The 22,455-nt window shown below is 70.9% G+C and carries 18 protein-coding genes and 1 riboswitch; of the genes, 7 read left to right on the top strand and 11 right to left on the bottom strand.

Annotated elements, in window-relative coordinates:
- Positions 1 to 3: 3 nt before the first annotated feature.
- A riboswitch (cyclic di-AMP (ydaO/yuaA leader) is annotated at positions 4 to 165 on the bottom strand.
- Between the two features lie 191 nt (positions 166 to 356).
- Together ACIQAC_RS16945 and ACIQAC_RS16950 are read right to left on the bottom strand one after the other, a co-directional pair.
- Complete coding sequence (locus tag ACIQAC_RS16945; RefSeq protein WP_402191620.1) at positions 357 to 1,745, bottom strand: M16 family metallopeptidase; 1,389 nt, start codon at positions 1,743 to 1,745, stop codon at positions 357 to 359.
- On the bottom strand, positions 1,742 to 3,103 hold the full coding sequence (locus tag ACIQAC_RS16950; protein WP_402191774.1) for a M16 family metallopeptidase: 1,362 nt from the start codon (positions 3,101 to 3,103) through the stop codon (positions 1,742 to 1,744). The genes ACIQAC_RS16945 and ACIQAC_RS16950 overlap by 4 nt, the downstream gene beginning before the upstream one ends.
- A gap of 373 nt (positions 3,104 to 3,476) precedes the next feature.
- Between ACIQAC_RS16950 and ACIQAC_RS16955 the strand changes: the two genes are divergently transcribed.
- Positions 3,477 to 5,933: a DNA topoisomerase (ATP-hydrolyzing) subunit A gene (locus tag ACIQAC_RS16955; protein WP_402191622.1), complete on the top strand. Its 2,457-nt coding sequence runs from the start codon at positions 3,477 to 3,479 to the stop codon at positions 5,931 to 5,933.
- A gap of 16 nt (positions 5,934 to 5,949) precedes the next feature.
- Here ACIQAC_RS16955 and ACIQAC_RS16960 read toward each other — a convergent pair whose 3' ends face one another.
- Complete coding sequence (locus tag ACIQAC_RS16960; RefSeq protein WP_402191625.1) at positions 5,950 to 7,146, bottom strand: CobW family GTP-binding protein; 1,197 nt, start codon at positions 7,144 to 7,146, stop codon at positions 5,950 to 5,952.
- A 329-nt stretch (positions 7,147 to 7,475) separates the two neighbouring features.
- On the opposite strand from ACIQAC_RS16960, the gene ACIQAC_RS16965 reads away from it, so the two are divergent.
- Together ACIQAC_RS16965 and ACIQAC_RS16970 are read left to right on the top strand one after the other, a co-directional pair.
- Entirely contained in the window at positions 7,476 to 8,024 is a 549-nt protein-coding gene (locus ACIQAC_RS16965; RefSeq protein ID WP_402191627.1) for a DUF6082 family protein, read from the top strand.
- Positions 8,025 to 8,323: 299 nt separating this feature from the next.
- Positions 8,324 to 8,563, top strand: coding sequence for a hypothetical protein (locus tag ACIQAC_RS16970; protein WP_402191629.1), 240 nt, complete (start codon positions 8,324 to 8,326; stop codon positions 8,561 to 8,563).
- Positions 8,564 to 8,705: 142 nt separating this feature from the next.
- On the opposite strand, the gene ACIQAC_RS16975 is transcribed toward ACIQAC_RS16970, so the two are convergent.
- Together ACIQAC_RS16975 and ACIQAC_RS16980 are read right to left on the bottom strand one after the other, a co-directional pair.
- Complete coding sequence (locus ACIQAC_RS16975) at positions 8,706 to 9,146, bottom strand: OsmC family protein (RefSeq protein ID WP_402191631.1); 441 nt, start codon at positions 9,144 to 9,146, stop codon at positions 8,706 to 8,708.
- A 65-nt stretch (positions 9,147 to 9,211) separates the two neighbouring features.
- Positions 9,212 to 10,390, bottom strand: a complete 1,179-nt coding sequence (locus ACIQAC_RS16980) for a citrate synthase/methylcitrate synthase (RefSeq protein WP_402191633.1) — start codon at positions 10,388 to 10,390, stop codon at positions 9,212 to 9,214.
- A gap of 97 nt (positions 10,391 to 10,487) precedes the next feature.
- Between ACIQAC_RS16980 and ACIQAC_RS16985 the strand changes: the two genes are divergently transcribed.
- The 4 genes from ACIQAC_RS16985 (at position 10,488) to ACIQAC_RS17000 (ending at position 15,278) form a co-directional block, all read left to right on the top strand.
- Positions 10,488 to 11,744 carry a citrate synthase family protein gene (locus ACIQAC_RS16985; protein WP_402191635.1) on the top strand — a complete coding sequence of 419 codons (1,257 nt, stop codon included), beginning with the start codon at positions 10,488 to 10,490 and terminating at the stop codon, positions 11,742 to 11,744.
- Positions 11,745 to 11,809: 65 nt separating this feature from the next.
- Positions 11,810 to 12,748 carry a sucrase ferredoxin gene (locus tag ACIQAC_RS16990; RefSeq protein WP_402191638.1) on the top strand — a complete coding sequence of 313 codons (939 nt, stop codon included), beginning with the start codon at positions 11,810 to 11,812 and terminating at the stop codon, positions 12,746 to 12,748.
- A 182-nt stretch (positions 12,749 to 12,930) separates the two neighbouring features.
- Positions 12,931 to 14,601, top strand: a complete 1,671-nt coding sequence (locus tag ACIQAC_RS16995; RefSeq protein WP_402191639.1) for an ATP-binding protein — start codon at positions 12,931 to 12,933, stop codon at positions 14,599 to 14,601.
- Entirely contained in the window at positions 14,598 to 15,278 is a 681-nt protein-coding gene (locus ACIQAC_RS17000) for a response regulator (protein ID WP_402191641.1), read from the top strand. The genes ACIQAC_RS16995 and ACIQAC_RS17000 overlap by 4 nt, the downstream gene beginning before the upstream one ends.
- Positions 15,279 to 15,321: 43 nt before the next feature.
- Here ACIQAC_RS17000 and ACIQAC_RS17005 read toward each other — a convergent pair whose 3' ends face one another.
- From ACIQAC_RS17005 to ACIQAC_RS17030, 6 genes are all read right to left on the bottom strand, one after another.
- Positions 15,322 to 16,914: a cation acetate symporter gene (locus ACIQAC_RS17005; protein WP_402191643.1), complete on the bottom strand. Its 1,593-nt coding sequence runs from the start codon at positions 16,912 to 16,914 to the stop codon at positions 15,322 to 15,324.
- Positions 16,911 to 17,474, bottom strand: coding sequence for a DUF485 domain-containing protein (locus tag ACIQAC_RS17010; RefSeq protein ID WP_402191645.1), 564 nt, complete (start codon positions 17,472 to 17,474; stop codon positions 16,911 to 16,913). The genes ACIQAC_RS17005 and ACIQAC_RS17010 overlap by 4 nt, the downstream gene beginning before the upstream one ends.
- A gap of 60 nt (positions 17,475 to 17,534) precedes the next feature.
- Entirely contained in the window at positions 17,535 to 18,224 is a 690-nt protein-coding gene (locus ACIQAC_RS17015; protein WP_402191647.1) for a response regulator, read from the bottom strand.
- Positions 18,221 to 19,381: a sensor histidine kinase gene (locus ACIQAC_RS17020; protein WP_402191648.1), complete on the bottom strand. Its 1,161-nt coding sequence runs from the start codon at positions 19,379 to 19,381 to the stop codon at positions 18,221 to 18,223. The genes ACIQAC_RS17015 and ACIQAC_RS17020 overlap by 4 nt, the downstream gene beginning before the upstream one ends.
- Complete coding sequence (locus tag ACIQAC_RS17025; protein ID WP_402191650.1) at positions 19,378 to 19,902, bottom strand: DUF1453 domain-containing protein; 525 nt, start codon at positions 19,900 to 19,902, stop codon at positions 19,378 to 19,380. The genes ACIQAC_RS17020 and ACIQAC_RS17025 overlap by 4 nt, the downstream gene beginning before the upstream one ends.
- 301 nt (positions 19,903 to 20,203) lie before the next feature.
- On the bottom strand, positions 20,204 to 22,327 hold the full coding sequence (locus ACIQAC_RS17030; RefSeq protein WP_402191651.1) for a type IIA DNA topoisomerase subunit B: 2,124 nt from the start codon (positions 22,325 to 22,327) through the stop codon (positions 20,204 to 20,206).
- Positions 22,328 to 22,455: the final 128 nt, after the last annotated feature.

Below are 22,455 nucleotides of genomic sequence, written 5' to 3' on the forward strand. Positions count from 1 at the left end.
GTCCTTTCCTTCCTTCTCGCCTACCGGGTTAGCTGACGGGTTCGGAGCAGGAAGGTCTCCTACGGGCCCCCACGCTGCGCGCGGGCGTCCGATTCACCCCAGGGACTACGTGTGGGTCCCCGGCTCCCCAGGCTCGCGCCTGCGGGGACTCGGCGATGGCTGTCCGGTGCCACGGATGCGGCGCGGTGCCCGACGGACAGCCCGGACGACGCTAAAGGGGACATCTTTCAATCCCCAAACCGATCAGGGCGTTTGTAGCGCATGCCACAGGTCAGACACACAGCCTCTCCCGCAATTCCGACATAAAGGGGCCCTGGTGACACAGCGGTCACCAGGGCCCCTCCACGCGCGTGCCGCTACTCGGCCGTCACCACGGTGACCTCGCCGATGCCGAGGGCCTCCACGGGCGCCTTGATCTGCGCGGCGTCGCCGACCAGGACGGTCACGATCCGGTCCACCGGGAAGGCGTTGACGACGGCCGCGGTGGCCTCGACGGTGCCGGTCGCGGCGAGCTGCTGGTAGAGCGTGGCCTGGAAGTCGTCGGGCAGGTGCTGCTCGACCTGGTCCGCCAGGGTGCTCGCGACGGCCGCCGCCGTCTCGTACTTGAGCGGCGCCACACCGACGAGGTTCTGCACGGCGACGTCGCGCTCCGCGTCGGTGAGCCCCTCCGCGGCGAGCGTGCGCAGGACCTTCCACAGGTCGTCCAGGGCCGGTCCCGTGTTCGGCGTGTCGACGGAGCCGCTGATGGCGAGCATCGCGGCACCGCTGCCGTCGGGCGCGGACCTGAGGACCTGCCCGAACGCGCGCACGCCGTAGGTGTAGCCCTTCTCCTCGCGCAGCACCCGGTCCAGGCGGGACGTGAGGGTGCCGCCCAGGCAGTACGTGCCGAGCACCTGGGCCGGCCACACGCGCGCGTGCCGGTCGGATCCGACGCGGCCGAGGAGCAGCTGGGTCTGGACGGCGCCGGGCCGGTCCACGATGACGACCCGGCCGGTGTCGTCGGCGGTGACCGGCGGCACGGGCCGAGGCGCGGCCGAGGAGCCGGTCCACTCGCCGAGCGTGTCGGCCAGCAGGGCGTCCAGGTCGACGTCGGTCAGGTCGCCGACGACCACCACGGTGCCGGTCGCGGGACGCACGTGCTTCTCGTAGAAGGCCCGTACGGCGCCGGAGTCGATGCCCGAGACGGTCTCCTCGGTGCCCTGGCGCGGGCGCGACATGCGCGCGGTCGCAGGGAACAGCTCCTTGGAGAGCTCCTTCGCGGCGCGCCGCGAGGGGTTGGCCAGCTCGTGCGGGATCTCGTCGAGGCGGTTGCGCACCAGCCGCTCGACCTCGCTGTCGGCGAACGCGGGCGCCCTGAGGGCGTCGGCGAGCAGTCCGAGGGCCTTCGGCAGCCGGGAGACCGGGACTTCGAGGCTGAGGCGTACACCGGGGTGGTCGGCGTGCGAGTCCAGGGTGGCGCCGCAGCGCTCCAGCTCGGCGGCGAACTCCTCGGCGGAGTGCTTGTCGGTGCCCTCGGAGAACGCGCGGGCCATGATCGTGGCCACACCGTCCAGGCCCGCGGGTTCGGCCTCCAGCGGCGCGTCGAGGAGCACCTCGACGGCGACGACCTGCTGGCCGGGGCGGTGACAACGCAGCACCGTCAGGCCGTTGTCGAGCGTGCCGCGCGTGGGCGCGGGGAACGCCCAGGGGCGGGCCTCGCCGGCCTGCGGCTGGGGGTGGAAGTCCATCTGGGCGAGCTCGGTCACTTGGCCGCCTCCTCGTTCTCGTCGCCGGCGGCTTCCGCGCCTTCGGTGTCCTCTGCTTCCGGGGCCGTGGGCTCGTAGACGAGCACCGCGCGGTTGTCGGGCCGCAGGCGCGCTTTGGCGACCTCCTGGACCTCCTCGGCGGTCACCTCCAGGACCCGCTGGACGGCGGTCAGGGCGAGCTGCGGGTCGCCGAACAGGACGGCGTACCGGCACAGTTCGTCCGCGCGGCCGGCCACCGTGCCGAGCCGGTCCAGCCACTCGCGCTCCAACTGGGCCTGCGCGCGTTCCATTTCCTCGGCCGTGGGGCCCTCCGCGGCGAACCGGGCGAGCTCCTCGTCGATCGCGGCCTCGATGACCGGCACTTCGACGTCGCCGGACGTCTTCACGTCCAGCCAGCCCAGGGAGGGCGCTCCGGCGAGCCGCAGCAGACCGAAGCCCGCCGCCACGGCCGTACGGTCGCGTCGTACCAGCCGGTTGTAGATCCGCGACGACTCGCCGCCGCCGAGGACGGTGAGCGCCAGGTCGGCCGCGTCGCTCGCGCGCGTGCCGTCCTCCGGGAGCCGGTAGGCGGCCATCAGGGCGCGCGCGGGGACCTCTTCCTCGACGACCTCGCGCAGCTCCTTGCCCATGGTCTCGGGGAGTTGGCCGGAGCGGGGGGCGGGCTTGCCGTCGTGACCGGGGATGGAGCCGAAGTACTTCTCGACCCAGGCGAGCGTCTGCGCCGGGTCGATGTCGCCGACCACGGACAGCACGGCGTTGTTGGGCGCGTAGTAAGTGCGGAAGAACGCGCGCGCGTCCTCCAGCGTGGCCGCGTCCAGGTCGGCCATCGAGCCGATCGGCGTGTGGTGGTAGGGGTGGCCCTCCGGGTAGGCGAGGGCGGTGAGCTTCTCGAAGGCGGTGCCGTAGGGGACGTTGTCGTAGCGCTGGCGGCGCTCGTTCTTGACGACGTCCCGCTGGTTCTCCATGGACTCCTCGTCCAGGGCGGCGAGCAGCGAGCCCATGCGGTCGGCCTCCAGCCAGAGCGCGAGCTCCAGCTGGTGGGTGGGCATGGTCTCGAAGTAGTTGGTGCGCTCGAAGCTGGTGGTGCCGTTCAGCGAGCCGCCGGCGCCCTGCACCAGCTCGAAGTGCCCGTTGCCCGTGACCTGCGCGGAGCCCTGGAACATCAGGTGCTCGAAGAGGTGAGCCAGGCCGGTTCGCCCCTTGACCTCGTGGCGCGAGCCGACGTCGTACCAGAGGCACACCGCCGCCACCGGGGTCAGGTGGTCCTCGGAGAGCACCACGCGCAGACCGTTGGCCAGGCGGTGTTCGGTCGCTGTCAGGCCGCCGGAGCCTGCCTCGGCTGTGGCCGTGTGACCCATGGGCATGTACGTCCCTTCGATCGCGGATGCGGTCGTTCAAACCGCTGTTTTCCTGCCGGTCCTGCCACTGTATGCAAGTGTGCGCGGCACCGGCGAAGTTCCCGGACGCCGTACGCCGACAGCGGATCGAGTAGCCTGCGGGACGGCCGACCCGGGTGGTGGTCCGCGTTGTCAGTGCCGCGGTCCACAATGGACAGCGTCAGGTCCCGTTCAACGCTTTCAGCACGAGCAACGCTTTCAGCACGAGCGAGCCGCGAGGGCGGGTCGATGCCGCAGGACGAGCGCTCAGCCCCAGGGGCTGGGCCGCCAGTCCGGCCGGCACCGGCTTCGGCGCCCCGCCGGCGAGCGATCAGAAAAGAGGAGCCAGGCAGCGATGGCCCGCCGTAGCACGAAGACCCCGCCGCCGGACGACTCGTACGAGGAGCGCATCCTCGACATCGACGTCGTCGACGAGATGCAGGGCTCCTTCCTGGAGTACGCCTACTCGGTCATCTACTCCCGTGCCCTGCCCGACGCCCGCGACGGCCTCAAGCCGGTCCACCGCCGCATCGTCTACCAGATGAACGAGATGGGCCTGCGCCCCGAGCGCGGGTACGTCAAGTGCGCGCGGGTCGTCGGCGAGGTCATGGGCAAGCTCCACCCGCACGGCGACTCGTCGATCTACGACGCGCTGGTGCGGATGGCCCAGCCGTTCTCCATGCGGGTGCCGCTGGTCGACGGCCACGGCAACTTCGGCTCCCTGGGCAACGACGACCCGCCGGCCGCCATGCGGTACACCGAGTGCCGGATGGCGCCCGCGACGAGCCTGATGACCGAGTCCATCGACGAGGACACGGTCGACTTCGCGCCCAACTACGACGGTCAGGAGGAGGAGCCGGTCGCCCTGCCGGCCGCCTTCCCGAACCTGCTGGTCAACGGCGCGTCCGGCATCGCCGTCGGTATGGCCACCAACATGCCGCCGCACAACCTGTCCGAGGTCATCGCGGCCGCCCGCCACCTGATCCGCCATCCGAACGCGGATCTGGACACCCTCATGCGGCACGTCCCGGGACCCGACCTGCCCACCGGCGGCCGGATCGTCGGCCTCGCCGGCATCCGGGACGCGTACGAGACGGGCCGCGGCACCTTCAAGATCCGCGCCACCGTCGCCGTGGAGACGGTGACCGCGCGCCGCAAGGGTCTGGTCGTCACCGAGCTGCCCTTCACGGTCGGCCCGGAGAAGGTGATCGCCAAGATCAAGGACCTGGTCGGCTCGAAGAAGCTCCAGGGCATCGCCGACGTCAAGGACCTCACCGACCGTGAGCACGGCCTGCGTCTGGTCATCGAGATCAAGAACGGCTTCGTGCCGGAAGCGGTACTGGAGCAGCTCTACAAGCTGACGCCGATGGAGGAGTCCTTCGGCATCAACAACGTCGCACTGGTCGACGGCCAGCCGCTCACCCTGGGCCTCAAGGAGCTCCTCGAGGTCTACCTCGACCACCGCTTCGAGGTGGTGCGCAGGCGCTCCGAGTTCCGCCGCACCAAGCGCCGCGACCGGCTGCACCTGGTCGAGGGCCTGCTCACCGCCCTGGTCGACATCGACGAGGTCATCCGGCTGATCCGGTCCAGCGACAACTCCGCGCAGGCCAAGGAGCGCCTGATCGAGCGCTTCTCGCTGAGCGAGGTGCAGACGCAGTACATCCTCGACACACCGCTGCGCCGCCTGACCCGGTTCGACCGGATCGAGCTGGAGTCGGAGAAGGACCGCCTCAACTCCGAGATCGCCGAGCTGACCCGGATCCTGGAGTCGGACACCGAGCTGCGCAAGCTGGTCTCGGTCGAACTGGCCACGGTCGCCAAGAAGTTCGGCACCGACCGGCGCACGGTCCTGCTGGAGTCCGCAGGCACCCAGGTCGCCGCGGTGCCGCTCCAGGTCGCGGACGACCCGTGCCGGGTGCTGCTGTCCTCGACGGACCTGCTGGCCCGTACGGCGAACGGCGAGCCGTTCCAGGAGGACGAGGACGTCCGCCGCACCAAGCACGACGTGATCGTCTCCGCCGTACCCGCCACCACGCGGGGCGAGATCGGCGCGGTGACCTCCATGGGTCGGCTGCTGCGGATCAACGTCGTCGACCTGCCGCAGCTCCCGGACACGGTGTCCTCGCCGAACCTCTCGGGCGGTGCGCCGCTCTCGGAGTTCGTGTCCCTGGAGGACGGCGAGACGGTGGTCTGCCTGACCACGCTCGACGAGTCGTCGCCGGGCCTGGCGATCGGCACGGAACAGGGCGTCGTCAAGCGTGTGGTCCCCGACTATCCGTCCAACAAGGACGAGCTGGAGGTCATCGGCCTCAAGGACGGTGACCGGATCGTCGGCGCGATCGAGCTGCGCACCGGCGAGGAGGACCTGGTCTTCATCACGGACGACGCGCAACTGCTGCGCTACCAGGCCAACCAGGTCCGTCCGCAGGGCCGTCCGGCGGGCGGGATGGCGGGTATCAAGCTGACCGACGGCGCGAAGGTCATCTCCTTCACCGCGGTCGATCCCGCCGTGGACGCCATGGTCTTCACGGTCGCCGGCTCGCGCGGCACCCTCGACGACTCGGTCCAGACGACCGCCAAGCTGACCCCGTTCGACCAGTATCCGCGCAAGGGCCGTGCCACCGGCGGTGTCCGCTGCCAGCGGTTCCTCAAGGGCGAGGACTGCCTCTCGCTGGCCTGGGCGGGCGCCGTCCCGGCCCGCGCCGCGCAGAAGAACGGCACACCGGTCGAGCTGCCCGAGATCGATCCGCGCCGCGACGGGGCGGGCGTGTCCCTGCCCAAGACGGTGGCGGTGGTGGCGGGACCGGTCTAGAGGTGGCGGGACCGGTCTAGAGGTCGAGATTGCGGTCGGCCTCGGCCTGAGCTTCGGCTTCGGCTTCGGCTTCGGCTTCGGCTTCGGCTTCGGCTTCGGTGTATCCGACGGGATCCGTCGGGTCGGCGGCGTCGCCCGCCTCCTGCGACGGGTCGCGTACGTAGCGAAGGACGCCCCACATGCCGCGCTCGTCGGCGTGTGGGGCGTCGCTCGTGGACGCCTCCAACTCCTTGCCGAGGGCTGCGGTGTCGATACCGGACCCGATGAGGACGAGCTGGGTCCGACGGTCCTCCCCGACGGGCCAGGGCTCGGGACTGAAACGCAGGAAGCGCCCTACGGCGTGTACGGCATAGCGGTTGCGTGGGTCGTACGGGCCGAAGTCGACGTACCCCTTGATCCGGTACAGACCCTCGGGACGGCTGTCGAGGAACCCCATGAGCCGGCGCGGGTCCATCGGCGTGTCGGAGACGAAGGGGAAGGTGTCGTAGGCGGCGTGCAAATGGTGGGCGTGTTCTGCGGCACCGGCACCGGCGCCCTCGCCATGGTCTCCGTGCCCCCCGTGTTCATGCAGGTCGTCGAAGGAGAGCTGCCCGACACGCTCCTCGCTGGGACGGCAGTCGAAGAGGAACTCCGGGTCGATACGGCCGTGGCGCGCGGGGACGACGGCGGCTCCGTCGACGAGCGTGCGGACGAGCGTCTGGACTCGGCCCGCGTCGGTGGCGCGGTCGAGCTTGTTGACGACAACGAGGTCGGCGAGGGCGAGATGCCGGTCGATCTCGGGGTGCTTGGCGCGCGTGGCGTCGAACTCTGCGGCGTCGACGACCTCGACCAGTCCGCCGTAGACGATGTGTGGATGCTCGCTCGCGAGGACCATCCGCACCAGTTCCTGGGGTTCGGCGAGCCCGCTGGCCTCGATGACGATGACGTCGATGCCGGTGTCCGGGCGGGCGAGCCGCTCCAGGTAGACGTCGAGTTCGCTCGCGTCGACCGCGCAGCACAGACAGCCGTTGCCGAGGGAGACGGTCGAGTCGCCGAGCGCGCCGGCCACGGCCATGGCGTCGATCTCGATCGCCCCGAAGTCGTTGACGATCGCGCCGATCCGGCTGCCGCCGCTGTGGTGCAGCAGGTGGTTCAGCAGCGTCGTCTTTCCGGAGCCGAGGAATCCGGCGAGGACGACGACCGGGATCTGCCGGGGACTCGGACTGCGCTGCACCGTGCGACCTCTCTCACGCCGACGCGTGCACCGGTACACGGCCGGTGCACGCTCAGGGGACCAATGCCCCCACAGGATACGAGCCGGTGGAAACCCGGCCGAGTGAACGATTGTTCGCAGCGCTCGCGGGGCAGACGTTGGGCATGGCGCCGGAGTGTGCGACCCTCGCTTCCCTCCGTGCGCCTCCTCTCCGCCTCCCCCGCCGGTCAGAGCCGCTCGGCACCCTGGGAGACGGCTAGTGCCGCCCGCCTTCGCCGGTCCCTCTCGTCCCTCTCCCGCACCGACCGGCGGTACGGTCGTCTGATTCGGGGGTTGACATGGTCACACGGATGCCCGGAAAGCGGGGGTTCGGCTACGCCGCCGCGGTCTGCCTGGGAGTGGCCGCGGGCGCCATGGCCACCGCGGTCGCGCAACGCCAGAGCCTGGACGGACTCCGGACACGGCTGGAACAGCTGGAGCAGACCGCGAACGCCCGGCGCCAGGCCAATCTCGCCAACCAGCAGCGACTGCACTGGGAGTTGCTGAGCAAAGCCATGGACAACCCCGAGCTCGCGGAGGTCCTGGACATCTTCGAGGCCCCGGCGTCGCCGACCAAGCGGGCGCAGTACCTCTTCGCGAACGCCCTGTACACCAACCAGCTCTTCGCCTACCGCGTGGGCAACATCAACCGCGAGGAGTTCTTCGGCTTCGTACGCGGCCTGCTACAGAACCCCGTCGTCCGGGAGTACTGGTACGCGACCCGGCACCAGCGGGCGACGATCGCCGACGACTCCGACGAGGCCGAGCTGGGACGGATGGTGGACGACCTGCTGCGGCACCTGGAGGAGAGCGATACGGAGGAGTGGTGGGTCGTGGGTGAGCCGCCGGCCGCCCCCTAGCCGACTCGTCCCCCGGCCGCGCCCGCCCTGTTCATGACGGGTGCCCGTCAGCCGCCCGCACCCGCCCGTCACTCACGCGGCAGTCCCTCAAACAAGTGATAACGAAGAAGCAAAAACACTGCTTCCCCTGCCGTCACATAAGGAAGATGCTCCAGCATCACCATCGGCAGCCACAGTTCTGGGTTGACCTGGCGAAACCCTTTGCACATCCGGCCAGTTGCCCCGTTGCAACCGAAGGGATGCAAGACCACTTCAACGGCTGTGCACGGCCTTGAACAGAAAGACAAAAGGGAAAAAAAGTGAGCCAGATCATCCGTCGCCTCGGTGTCCCTCCTCGCGACAGGGGCAGCGCGGGCGGAGGGAACTGCCCGGACATCTTCGAGTTGTCCGACGGACGCTTTGCCATCATCGGCACGGATGTCACCGACTCACTGGACGCCGAACTCCCCCCGGACGCCTCCCGCGCCGACTACGAGCGCATCGTCGTGATCACCCGCGAAACCATGCTCCGCGCGAAGGCGGACATCCCGGACGCGTAACACGTCGGCTCTGAACAGAGTCGGACACCGTCAGGCAAGGCCGGGCCCCGGTTCCGCGACTGCGCGGCACCGGGGCCTCCGTCATGGCACCCGCACGGCTGCATAGTGTCCGCGCGGCGTACGGGGCCGCGCGGAAGGCCGCTCAGGCGTCCTCGACCGTCGCCTTGACCGGCGTACCGATCTCCACCGTCCGGCTGACCGTGCAGAGCCGGTCGTGGGAGGTCTTCACGGCCCGCGGGAGAATCGTCCGGGCCCGCTCGGCGCCTTCGCCGTCCGGGAAGGACACGGAGAAGGTGACATTCAGATCCGTGAGCCGGTTGCCCAGGTCGTCGCTGATCTTGTGGCCCGTCACCGTGACGGAGAACTGGTCCGGCTCGGCGTGACGGGTGGTGGCGATGTCGACGTCCACCGCCGTGCAACCGCCGATCGCGGCGAGCAGCAGCTCGACCGGGGTGAACCGGGTCTCCGCGTCGGTGCCCGAACCGCCGGCGAAGCTGATCGTGCCACCGCGGACGTTCGTCGCGACGAAGTGGCCGGTGCTGGTGCGCTCCACCGTGACGGAACGCAAGGAGTTGTCGGTCATGCGCAGACATTAACTCTGTGTGGGTCCGAGTGCGGGCCGGCGTCCTCCGGCCGGCCCTCAGGGGCTCAGACCAGCACCGGCACAGCGGCCGGCGGCTGTGGGCCCACATACCGTGCCGCCGGGCGGATGATCTTCGAGTCCTGTGCCTGTTCGAGGATGTTGGCGCTCCAGCCCACCGCCCGCGCCGCCGCGAAGGTCGGTGTGAACATCTCCCTGGGCAGACCGCACAGTTCCATGACCACACCGGCGTAGAACTCGACGTTGGTGTGCAGTTCGCGGCCGGGCTTGAGTTCGGCGAGGATCGCCTCGACCTGGCGCTCCACCTCCACCGCCAGCTCGACCAGCGGCCCGCCGAACTGCTGGGCGATGCCCCGCAGCATGCGGGAACGCGGGTCCTCCGTGCGGTAGACGGGGTGCCCGAACCCCATGATGCGGTCCCCGGCGAGGACACGTTCCCGGATCCACGGGTCGATCCGGTCCGGCGTGCCGATCGCGTCCAGGGTGTCCAGCGCGCGGCTCGGCGCCCCACCGTGGAGGGGGCCGGACAACGCACCCACCGCTCCGACGAGACAGGCGCCCACATCCGCGCCGGTGGACGCGATCACCCGCGCGGTGAAGGTTGACGCGTTGAAGCCGTGATCAATGGTGGAGATCAAGTACTGCTCGATCGCCCGCGCCCGCCGTTCGTCCGGCTCGCTCCCGGTCAACATGTACAAGTAGTTGGCGGCGTACGACAGTTCCTCGCGCGGTTCCACCGGTTCGAGCCCCCGGCCCAGCCGGTGCAGCGCGGCGAGCATCGTGGGTACGGCGGCCGCGGCCACGACGGTGTCCGCGCGGCGCCGCTCCGCGTCGATGTCGTAGACCGGCCGAAATCCCTTGGCCGCGCCCAGCAGCGACAGCGCGGTCCGCATCCCGGCGAGCGGGCCCGAGCCCCGGCCGGCCGCGGCGATGGCGGGCAGCGCGGCGGTCACCTCGTCGGGGAGCCGGCGCAGGGCGGCGGTCTCGGCGGCGAAGGCGGCGCTCCGCGCGGGATCGGGGAGCGTTCCGTGGACCAGCAGATGCCAGACGTCCTCGAAGCCGCGGGTCTGCGCGAGCTCGACGGCGGAGTACTGGCGGTAGTGGTAGAAGCCCTCGATCCCGCGTACGTCTCCGATCTCGGTGTCGGCGACCACGACTCCCGCGAGGCCCCTGGGCACGTCGACAAACGTTGATGCGGACCTGTTGGCGGACCTGTTGACGGACATGATTCCTCCCTGGACTTGATTCGACTGTCCATGCTTGACTCTGGAGCTGTCAATATTGATTGAATCAATACTCGCCTGCTGCGGATACGGTGACGCCATGCGTGATCAGGAACCCGGCTCCGGCCACCCCGAACGGCGGCTGAGCACCAACGAGGCCGCCGAACTCCTCGGCGTGAAGCCACAGACCGTGTACGCGTACGTCAGCCGCGGCCAGCTCGGCAGCCGTCGCGCCTCGGGCGGCCGGGGCAGCACCTTCGACGCGAAGGAGGTCGAGGCGCTGGCCCGGCGCAACAGACGGGAGAGCGCGGGGAGTTCACCCTCCGGCGGTGAGCTGTCCGTGCGTACGCGCATCACGTTGATCGAGAAGGACAGGTACTTCTTCCGTGGGGTCGACGCCACGGAGCTGGCCGCCCGTCACTCCTACGAGGAGATCGCCGACTGGCTGTGGACGGGCCGGCTGCACCCCGGGGTCTCGTTCACGGCTCCCGTGGACTCCCTCGAACTCGCTCGTCGCGCGGTCAGTTCTTTGCCCGAGCACACGGCTCCGACCGATCGGCTGCGGGTGGCCGCGATCGCCGCGGCAACGGCCGACCCGCTGCGGTTCGACCTGTCCGAGGATGCCGTCCTGGGCACCGCGCGGACCCTCATCCCGACCCTGGTCTCCGCGCTGCCGCCGGTGCTGTACGCCCCCGTGGACGACGGGCCCCTCGCCCACCGCCTGTGGACCCGGCTGACCGCGCGGGAGGCCGACGAGACGTCGCTGCGCGTCCTGGACACGGCGCTCGGGCTGCTGGTCGACCACGACCTGGCCGCCTCGACCCTCGCGGTCCGGGTCGCCGCGTCGGCCCGCGCCCACGCCTACGCGGCCGTCTCGGCCGGCCTCGGCGTGCTCGAAGGGCCGTTGCACGGCGCGGCCAGCAGGCTCGCACACCGGATGCTCCTGGAGGTGCTCGACCAGGGCGACGCGGCGCAGGTGATCGCGGAGGAGCTGCGCGCCGGCCGCCGGATCCCGGGCCTCGGCCACCGGCTCTACCCCGGCGAGGACCCACGCGCGCGTGCCCTCTTCGCCCGTCTGGAGGAACTCCCCCGGGCCGCCCCCGCGCTCGCCGCCGCGCGCGACGTCGTGGCGACCACCGCCCGCCACACTCCGCTGCACGCCAACGTCGATCTGGCCCTGGCCGTGCTCACCGTGTCCTGCGGCATGCCGGCCACGGCGGGCGAGACCGTCTTCGCCGTCGCGCGCACGGCGGGCTGGATCGCGCACGCGCTGGAGGAGTACACGGAACGTCCTTTGCGGATGCGACCGAGCGGGAGGTATGTGGGCCCGCGGCCGCCCCAACCCCTGCCGGAGTAGGCATCGGAGCAGGCGCCGGAGGGGCCGGAATTCGCCGTCGACGAAGTCAGGTTAGGCTCACCTCTGTGAGTGCGTGCGCGACCGACTCCCGGGATTTCGACGAGCCCGTTTCCGGAACCGCGGCCACGGCCAAAACGTGGCTGCTGCTGGAACAGCCCGGCCCCTGGGGTGCCCGCGCGCTCACATCGAGCCACCTGGACCCCGCCGTCGGGCGCGCTCTGGAGGCCGCCGCCAAGGACACCGGCGTACGAGTCGTGCTGATCCGCCGCCCCGGCCGCCACGCCGACTGCGGGACACCCACGGAGCGGCAGGTCTACGTCGCCCACACGGTGCCGGGCCGGACCTGGGTGCGCAGCGCCACCACCGCGGACCCGGGCCGTCTGCTCGACCTCGACTTCGCCGCCCTCGGCAGGGGCGATCACCACTCCTTCGACGCGGTTCTCCAGGGCCGGCCGTACACCGGCGATCCCCTCGCGCTCGTCTGCACGAACGGCAAGCGCGACCGCTGCTGCGCGCTCCTCGGCCGACCGCTCGCCACCGAGCTGGTCGCTTCGGGCGCGGAGGGCATCTGGGAGGTCACTCATCTGGGCGGTCACCGCTTCTCGCCGACCGTGCTGATCCTGCCGTACGGCTACGCCTACGCCCGCGCGGAGGCCCACACCGTCAAGGAGGTCCTCCAGGGCGTCCAGGAGGGCCGGGTGGTCGTCGAGGGCTGCCGCGGCAGCTCCGCGTGGGAACGGCCCGGCCAGGCCGCCGAGCTGGCGGTACGGACGGCCGCGCACGAGTACGCGGCGGGTGTGCTGAGCGTGGTGGACACCGTCGGGGCCGCACCGCGCTGGGAGGTCACCGTCGCGCACGAGGACGGCCGCCGCTGGCGGGTCGTGGTCGCGCAGGGCGCGTCCCTCCCGCCCCGCGCGGAGAGCTGCGGCTCGGCCCTGGGCACACCGGCCCGGATGGACGTGGTGTCGGTACGGGAGCCGGCCCCGACAGCACTGGCCGGCTGAAGCGTCGCTCCGCGCGGGAGCGGGTTTCCGGGGCACGATCACCCCCACGCGTCACCCCACCCAACCGTCACCCCACCCAACCCTCACCCCGCGCCCGTCACCCCGCGCCCCCTCCCCCGCGCGCCCGGCATCCGCACCCACGCCCTACGGCTCCGCTTCACACGCCACGTAACGTCGGGGGTATGAGCCCCACTCCCCCCGCCCGCCGCATACGCCTCGGACTCCCGCGCCGGGCGTTCTCGCAGGTGCTGCTGATGCAGGTGGCGATCGCCGCGGGAGTCGCGGTACTCGCGACCGGACTCTTCCTCGCGCCGCTCGGCGATCAGCTCGACGACCAGGCGATGCGCCGCGCCCTGGCGATCGCCCAGACCACCGCCACCCAGCCGCAGCTCGCCGACGAGGTGGAGAACACCCCTCCGACGGTCGGCGGACCCGTCCAGCAGGAGGCGGAGCGGATCCGGAAGGCGACCAAGGCCGAGTACATCGTGGTGATGGACCGGCGTGGCGTGCGCTGGTCGCATACCGAGCCCACCGAGATCGGCCGCCGGGTGTCCACCGACCCCAGTGAGGCGCTGGCGGGCCGGGAGGTCATGGAGATCGACGACGGCACGCTGGGGCGCTCCGCGCGGGGCAAGGTCCCGTTGCGGGACGAGAACGGCACGATCGTCGGCGCGGTGTCGGTCGGGATCGCGTACGACAGTGTGCGGGCCCGGCTGGTCCACGCGATCCCGGGGCTCCTCGCGTACGCGGGCGGCGCGCTGGCCGTGGGTGCGCTGGCCGCCTGGCTGATCTCCCGCAGGGTCCAGCGGCAGACCCGCGACCTCGCCTTCTCCGACATCTCCGCGCTGCTGTCGGAGCGCGAGGCGATGCTGCACGGCATCCGCGAGGGCGTGGTCGCCCTGGACGCCTCCGGCCGGGTGCGGCTCCTCAACGACGAGGCGCAGCGCCTGCTGGGCATCGGTGAGGAGGCCGTGGGACGCAGCCCCGAGGAGGCGCTCGGCGAGGGCCGTACGGCCGACGTACTGGCGGGCCGGGTGACCGGCACCGATCTGCTCACCGTCCGCGGCCGGCGTGTCCTGGTCGCCAACCGCATGCCCACCGACGACGGCGGTGCGGTCGCCACGCTGCGCGACCGCACCGAGTTGGAGCAGCTCGGCCGGGAACTCGACTCCACGCGCGGTCTGATCGACGCCCTGCGCGCGCAGGACCACGAACACGCCAACCGTATGCACACCCTGCTCGGGCTGCTGGAGCTGGAGATGTACGACGACGCCGTGGAGTTCGTCGGCGAGGTCGTCGGCGGCCATCGGGCCACGTCGGAGCAGGTGACCGAGAAGGTCCGGGACCCGCTGCTGTCGGCGCTGCTGGTCGGCAAGGCGACCGTCGCCGCCGAACGCGGGGTCGCTCTGGGCATCTCGGACCGCACCTGGCTGCCGGACCAGCTGATCGACCCTAGGGGCCTGGTCACGATCGTCGGCAACCTGGTCGACAACGCGCTGGACGCCACCGCCGGCCGGCCGCACGCGCGCGTGGAGGTCGAACTGCACGCCGAGGGCCGTACGGTCGTCCTCAAGGTGCGCGACTCGGGTCCGGGAATCCCGGTGGAGCAGCGCGAGTTGATCTTCCAGAAGGGCTGGTCCACCAAGCAGCCGCCCGCCCACCGCGAACGCGGCATCGGGCTCTCCATGGTCCGTACGCTGGCCGAGCGGCAGGGCGGCACCGCGACGGTGGACGAGGCGGACGGCGGCGGCGCGGAGTTCACCGTGGTCCTGCCCGACGTCCTGGTCGAGCCCGAACAGGCCCTCAGCACCGTGCCGGACGTCGAACCGGCCGCCGAGGAGGAGGCGCGATGATCGAGGTCCTGGTCGTGGACGACGACATCAGGGTCGCGCGGGTCAACTCCGCGTACGTCGAGAAGGTGCCGGGGTTCCATGTCGCCGGCGAGGCGCACAGCGCGGCCGAGGCACTGAGCCGGCTGGAGGCCCTGCCACAGCTGGACCTGGTGCTCCTGGACCACTATCTGCCGGACGACACCGGTCTCGCGGTGGTACGGGAGATGCGCCGCCGTGGCAACCGGGCCGACGTGATCATGGTGACGGCGGCGCGGGACGTGTCGACGGTCCAGGAGGCCATGCGGCAGGGCGCCCTCCAGTACCTGGTCAAGCCGTTCGCGTTCGCGGGACTGCGCGCCAAGCTGGAGGCGTACGCCGAACTGCGCCGCACCCTCGACGGCGGCGGCGAGGCCGAACAGGCCGAGGTCGACCGTATCTTCGGCGCCCTGTCGGCGACTTCGGAACCCGATCTGCCCAAAGGGCACTCACCCACCACCGCGGAACTCGTCCGTCAGTCCCTGATGCACGCGGAAGGCCCCCTGTCGGCCCAGGAGATCGCCGAACGCACCGGAGTGAGCCGCCAGACCGCCCAGCGCTATCTCAAGCTCCTGGAACGCACCGGACGCGCCACACTGACCCTCAAGTACGGCGACGCGGGCCGCCCGGAACACCGCTACGTGTGGACGACCCGCAGCTGAGCCCGGACCAGGCCGGTTGCTACGACGCCGAGGCGCCGTCGCTCTAGGCCGCGCCCGCGCCCGTCAGTGACCGCACCTCGGTCTCGGCGTGCTTGGCCGCGTCCGGTTCCTCGGCCGAGGTGACCGTGCCCAGCCAGCCCGCGACAAAGCCCAGCGGGATGGAGACGAGTCCGGGGTTCTGGAGCGGGAAGTACTGGAAGTCGAGGCCCGGGAACAGCGATTCGGGGCTGCCCGAGACCACCGGCGACAGCAGGACGAGCGCCACGGACGGGAGCAGCCCGCCGTACACCGACCAGACCGCGCCGCGGGTGGTGAAGCCGGGCCAGAACAGCGAGTACAGCAGCACCGGGAGGTTCGCCGAGGCCGCGACGGCGAACGCGAGCCCCACGAGGAAGGCCACGTTGAGGTCGCGGGCGAGCAGTCCGAGCCCGATCGCGACGATGCCGATGCCGACCGCCGCGACACGTGCCACGGCCACCTCACTGCGCGGCTTGGACCGCCGGCGTCGCAGGGACGCATAGAGGTCGTGTGCCACGGAGGCCGACGACGCCAGCGTGATGCCGGCGACCACCGCGAGGATCGTGGCGAAGGCGATGGCGGCGACGACCGCGAACAGAACCGTCCCTCCCGTCGAACCCGCACCGCCGCCCAGATCCAGTGCCAGCAGCGGAACCGCCGTGTTCCCCGCCGCGTTGGAGCTGCGCACCGCGTTCGTCCCGACGATCGCCGCCGCCCCGAACCCGAGCACGATCGTCATCAGATAGAACCCGCCGATCAGCCCGATCGACCACACCACCGAACGCCGGGCCGCCCGCGCGGTCGGCACCGTGTAGAAGCGGGACAGGATGTGCGGCAGCCCGGCCGTACCCAGCACCAGCGCGAGTCCGAGGCTGATGAAGTCGAAGCGGGCGGTCCAGTCGCCGCCGTACTTCAGCCCCGGCGCCAGAAAGGCGTCACCGTGCCCGCTGCGCGAGGCCGCCGTACGCAGCAGTTGGTCGAAGTCCCCGTGGAAGCGCACCAGGACGAGCACGGTGAGCGCGATCGCCCCGGCCATCAGCAGTACGGCCTTCACGATCTGGATCCAGGTGGTGGCCCGCATCCCGCCCAGCGACACGTAGATCACCATCAGCGCGCCGACGGCGACGACCGTCCAGGACTGCGCCGCCTCGCTCGAGCCGCCCAGCAGCAACGCGACCAGGCTGCCCGCGCCGACCATCTGCGCCACCAGATAGAGAACGGACACGGTGACCGAGGAGGTTCCCGCCGCGATCCGCACCGGCCGCTCCCGCATCCGGGACGCCACCACGTCGGCGAGGGTGAACCTCCCGCAGTTGCGCACCAGTTCGGCCACCAGGAACAGCACGAGCAGCCACGCCACCAGGAACCCCACCGAGTACAGCAGGCCGTCGTAGCCGAAGAGCGCGATGAGGCCGGAGATACCGAGGAAGGAGGCGGCCGACATGTAGTCGCCCGCGATGGCAAAACCATTCTCCATGGGGGAGAACAGCCGCCCGCCCGCGTAGAACTCCTCCGCGGAACCACGCCGGTTACGGCTCACCCACGTGGTGATCCCCAGCGTCACGGCGACGAAGGCGCTGAACAGGACCAGTGCCAGCGTCTGGTGGTCGTCCGTCACAGGGCACCGCCACGGACGCCTCGTGTCAGCTCCTGGGTGTCCCAGCGCAGTTCGAGCGCGGCCCGGTCCCGTCGCAACCGGGCATGACGCGCATACGCCCAGGTGAGCAGGAAGGTCGTGAGGAACTGCCCGAGCCCGGCGACCATCGCCACGTTCACCGCGCCCACCACCGGCCGGGCCATCAGGCCGGGTGCCGCCGTCGCCATCACGACATACGCCACGTACCAGAGGAAGAACCCGATCACCGCCGGCACCACGAACCTCCGGTACCGACTGCGCACCTCCCGGAAGGCCGCGCTGCGCTGGACCTCCAGATAGACGTCGGCCGCCGCCGAAGCCCTCGCCTCCCGCTCCTCGTCCCGCGCCGCCGGAACGGACGGGGACGGTGTACCCGCCCCTGTCGCCTCGCCCCAGCCGGAGGCGAGTGCGTCGTACCAGGGATCGGCGTATCCGGCCGTGCCGGACGCCTCGTTGAGCGTCGGTTCAGCGCCCTCGTGGTGTTCCGCCGGGCGGGCGTGACCATCCCCTCCGACGTGGGGACGACCGTGGCTTGAGTGCATGCCCAAGGATGGACAGAACGGGTAGATCCCCCGCACTTCTTCTCCGCGCTCTTCACCCCATCAGGTGACTCCCCCTGTCGGTGGCCGTACCAGCCCCTTCACGTAGGCGTAACGGACCGCCTGCGCACGGTCCTTGGTCCCCGTCTTGGCGAAGAGGTTGTTGATGTGGGTCTTCACCGTGGCCAGCGAGACATGCAGACTGCGGGCGATCTCCTGGTTGGTGAGCCCGTCGGCGATCAGCACCAGCACCTCCGTCTCCCGCGCGGTGAGCCCGTCCGGCTGCGCCTCGGGCGGCGGGGTGGACTCTGCCTCCGACTCGGACAACCGCTCCAGCAGCCGGCGTTGGATCGCCGGTGACAGGCCCGCGTCCCCCGACAGCACACTCTGCACGGCCCGCACGATCTCGTCGCCGCCCGCGTCCTTGGTGAGGTACCCGCGTGCTCCCGCCCTGAGCGCCGGGAACAACGACTCGTCGTCCGCGAACGTCGTCAGCACCACCACCTGCGTCCGTGGATGCTCCGCCCTGATCCGCCGGGTCGCCTCCACCCCGTCGCAGCGGGGCATCCGCAGGTCCATCAGGACCACGTCCGGGTCGAGTTCGGCGACCAGGCGCACCGCCTCGTCCCCGTCGCCCGCCGCTCCGACGACCTCGATACCCGGCAACAGGCCGAGCAGCATCACGATGCCCTCCCTGACCACGGTCTGGTCGTCCGCCACGACCACCCGCGCGGGCTGCCCTCCCTGTGTCATCCGGGCACCTTCAACGTCACCACGAACCCCTCCTCCTCCGGTCCCGCCCGCAGCGAACCACCCAGCAGCTCGGCGCGCTCCCGCATGCCCAGCAGACCGTACCCGGCACCCGAACCGGCCAGCTCGCCCGGCGATCCGCCCGAATCCCGCACGTCGAGCGTCACGTCCCGCTCGCCGTAGTCGAGGCACATCCGGACCTTGGCCCCCGGCGCGTGCTTCCGGGCGTTCGTCAGCGCCTCCTGCGCGACCCGGCGCACGGCCTGCGAGGTCTCCGCCGGCAGCGGTCTGCGCTCACCCGTAATGGTGACCTGAGTTCCCGCGGCGCCGTCGGTCGTCCGCACCAGCTCGGTCAGGAAGTCCTCGAGCGGGGTCAGTTCGCCGCGCAGCGCGGAGAGCGCCTGCCGGGTCTCGGCCAGTCCGTCGCGGGCCATTCCCCGTGCCGCCACCACGCGTTCGAGGATCTTCTCGCGGTCCGCGCCGCCCTCGATCAGCAGCCGTGCCGCCTCCAGATGCACCAGCTGGGCCGAGAGGCTGTGGGCCAGGACGTCGTGGATCTCCCTGGCAATCCGGCCGCGCTCGGCGAGGGCCGCCGACTCCGCCTCGGCCGCCCGCGCCGCCCGCTCCTGCACCAGGAGCCGCTGAGCGCTGCCCCGGGCCTCGGCGTCCAGCCGCAGCGCGTATCCGGCGAGCGACAGGCCGGCGACGGTCACACCGGTCGTCAGCCACGCGTCGTCGTTGACCACGGCGTACATCGACAGGGCGACCGCGGCGACCGCCACCCCCTGAGCCAGGGGCAGCCGCTCCAAGGCCACCATCGCCAGGCCGCAGCACCCCACGAGGGCGACCCCATGGAGCCCCGTCGCCTGTGCCACGACCGCCATGCCCAGCAGCCCGGCGGCAGCTCCCAGGGACGGCCACAGCTCGTGCCGGAGTGTGGTCCGGAAGAAGGACCAGCCGGCGCCTCCCGCCACCAGGACCACACCGAAAACCGCGAGCACGGTCCAGCCGTGGACCCGGTTGGCGCCGATGACACCCCACAGCACCAGGCCGAGGAAGAGGAGCCGCACCGACCAGCCGAGAACACGTCGCGGCCGGGACAGGGTCTGCCGCGAGAGGGCTTCCCGCGAGGGCCAGCGGGTCCAGGCGTTGTCCGTCACGCGCGCTCCTTCCGGGCGGGGCGGGGCACGCGGTCACCGTATTCCGTGCCCGTGCCGAGGGCCGGAGTGAGGGACTGCGCCCGCAGGACCAGGATCCCGGACCGGACCAGCAGCGTCGCCGCGAGGGCGAGAAGCAGCGCGGGGGTGCCCTGATGCACTCCGAGCACTGCGCCCAGCCCGTACAGACCGACCCGTATCGCGATGCCGACGATCCAGACGGCCAGGCTCGCCCTGGTGCTCTTGCTCCACACCGAACCGTCCGGTTCCGCCCATACGCGGGTGGTCCAGGCCCAGCCGGCGCCCATCGCCACGCCGACGAGCAGCTCGGCGACGAGCAGCAGGATCGCCTCGGTGTGGTGCTCGGCGTCGATGACCCCGGGATCACGCAGGGACAGGAACACCAGGACGGCGGGCAGAATCCACCAGCGCCGGTCGCCGCCGATCTGCTGGGGCCGCAGCTGCCGCGCGATCACCAGACCGGCGACGGCTACGACCACCAGTACGTCTGTGAGCCCGGACATGCATGCCTCCGTGAGCGGAAGGGGATGCCGGCGGCGAAGCACCGCCGACGCCTTCGAAGCTACGGAAATCCGACGTCCCGGACGTCGGAGCAGGGGTGGATCATGGGTGGATCCCACCGACGGTGAGACGTCCACCCACGGGTGGAGACGCCGGTGCGACGCCGCCCGGCCAAGCGGGAACGGCACCGCCCGAGGAGCCGGTGTGGGCACCCGGGTGACACCGGGCACGGCACCCGAAACCGCGGGCGCGCCCGGCCCCACCCGACCGCTGCCCTCCGCCCCGCTCGAGCCGGCGCAGCGCCTACGCGTCGATCCGCGACCGGTCCAGCGTCGCCGCCGAGCTGGAGATGAACTCCTTGCGCGGTGCCACGTCATTGCCCATCAGGAGGTCGAAGACCTGCTCGGCGGCCTCCAGGTCGGACAGGTTGATCCGGCGCAGCGTGCGGTGGCGCGGATCCATCGTGGTCTCGGCCAGCTGGTCGGCATCCATCTCACCGAGGCCCTTGTAGCGCTGGATGCTGTCCTTGTACCGGATGCCCTTGCTCTGGAACTCCATGATCTTGTCGCGCAGCTCGCGGTCCGAGTACGTGTAGACGTACTTGTCCTGGCCCTTCTTCGGCTGGCTCAGTTCCAGCCGGTGCAGCGGCGGCACCGCGGCGAACACCCGGCCGGCCTCGACCATGGGCCGCATGTAGCGGTGGAACAGGGTCAGGAGCAGGGTCCGGATGTGGGAGCCGTCCACATCGGCGTCGGTCATCATGATGATCTTGCCGTAGCGTGCGGCGTCGATGTCGAAGGTGCGGCCCGAGCCTGCCCCTATGACCTGGATGATCGCACCGCACTCGACGTTCTTGAGCATGTCGGTCACGGACGACTTCTGGACGTTGAGGATCTTGCCGCGGATCGGCAGCAGCGCCTGGAACTCGGAGTTCCGGGCGAGCTTGGCGGTGCCGAGCGCGGAGTCTCCCTCGACGATGAACAGCTCGCTGCGGTCGACGTCGTCGCTGCGGCAGTCGGCCAGCTTGGCGGGCAGGGAGGAGGTCTCCAGGGCCGTCTTCCGCCGCTGTGCGTCCTTGTGCTGGCGGGCCGCGATGCGCGTCCGCGCGGCGGCGACGACCTTCTCCATGACGACGCGCGCCTGCTGGGCGGCGTCACGCTTCGTGCCCGTGAGGAACGCCTTGAGCTCCTTGGAGATGACGTTGTTCACGATGCGGCGGGCCGCCGACGTGCCGAGCACTTCCTTGGTCTGCCCCTCGAACTGAGGTTCGGCGAGACGGACCGTGACGACCGCGGTGAGGCCCTCCAGGGCGTCGTCCTTGACGACGTCGTCCTCGGCGACACGCAGCATCTTCTTGGCACGCAGCGCCTCGTTCATCGTCTTGGCGACGGCCTGCTCGAAGCCGGCGACATGGGTGCCGCCCTTGGGCGTGGCGATGATGTTGACGAAGGACCTGACGTTCGTGTCGTAGCCGGTGCCCCAGCGCAGGGCGACGTCGACGCCGAGTTCGCGGGTGACCTCGGTGGGCGTCATCTGCCCGTTGTCGTCCAGGACCGGGACGGTCTCCTTGAAGGAGCCCTGCCCGGTGAAGCGGAGCGTGTCGCAGACGGCCTTGTCGTTGGCCAGGTACTCGCAGAACTCGCTGATGCCGCCGTCGAAGCGGAACGACTCCTCACCCTTGCTGCCGCCCTCGCCGAGACCGAACTCGTCGCGCACGACGATGGTCAGGCCCGGCACGAGGAAGGCGGTCTGGCGCGCGCGCTGGTGGAGGTTGTCCAGGGAGAGCTTGGCGTCCTTGAGGAAGATCTGGCGGTCTGCCCAGTAGCGCACGCGCGTGCCGGTGCGGGTCTTGGGGATCTTCTTGGCCTTGCGCAGGCCACTCGTGGCCTCGAACTTGGCGTCCGGACCGACGCCGGTGAAGTGGCCGGGGACACCGCGCCGGAAGCCGATGGCGTGGGTGTGTCCGTTGCGGTCGACCTCGACGTCGAGGCGCGCCGACAGGGCGTTCACCACGGAGGCGCCGACGCCGTGCAGACCACCGGAGGCGGCATAGGAGCCGCCGCCGAACTTGCCGCCCGCGTGCAGCTTGGTCATGACGACCTCGATGCCGGACAGGCCCGTCTTGGGTTCGACGTCCACGGGGATGCCGCGGCCGTTGTCGCGCACCTCCACGGAACCGTCGTCGTGCAGGGTCACGTCGATGTGGTCGCAGTACCCACCGAGAGCCTCGTCGACGGAGTTGTCGATGATCTCCCAGAGGCAGTGCATGAGGCCACGGCTGTCGGTCGAGCCAATGTACATGCCAGGGCGCTTGCGTACGGCCTCAAGTCCTTCGAGGACGAGCAGGTGCCGCGCGGTGTAGTTGGAACCGTCCCGGTCTGCTCCTGCCAGCAGAGCTGTGGACGGCACGGACGTCTCGGCGGTCACGCGGTTCGCTCCTCGCTGAATTTCAGATGGTGCCCAAGTGGGTAAGGGCGCGGCTTGTGTTGCCGCTCAGAGAGTACCGAGGCCTGGTAGAGCCGTTGTAACGCCACCCGCCTCCGAACTCAGACTAG

Origin of the sequence: Streptomyces sp. NPDC088387 (assembly GCF_044753385.1) — a bacterium.
Classification (GTDB): Bacteria; Actinomycetota; Actinomycetes; order Streptomycetales; family Streptomycetaceae; genus Streptomyces.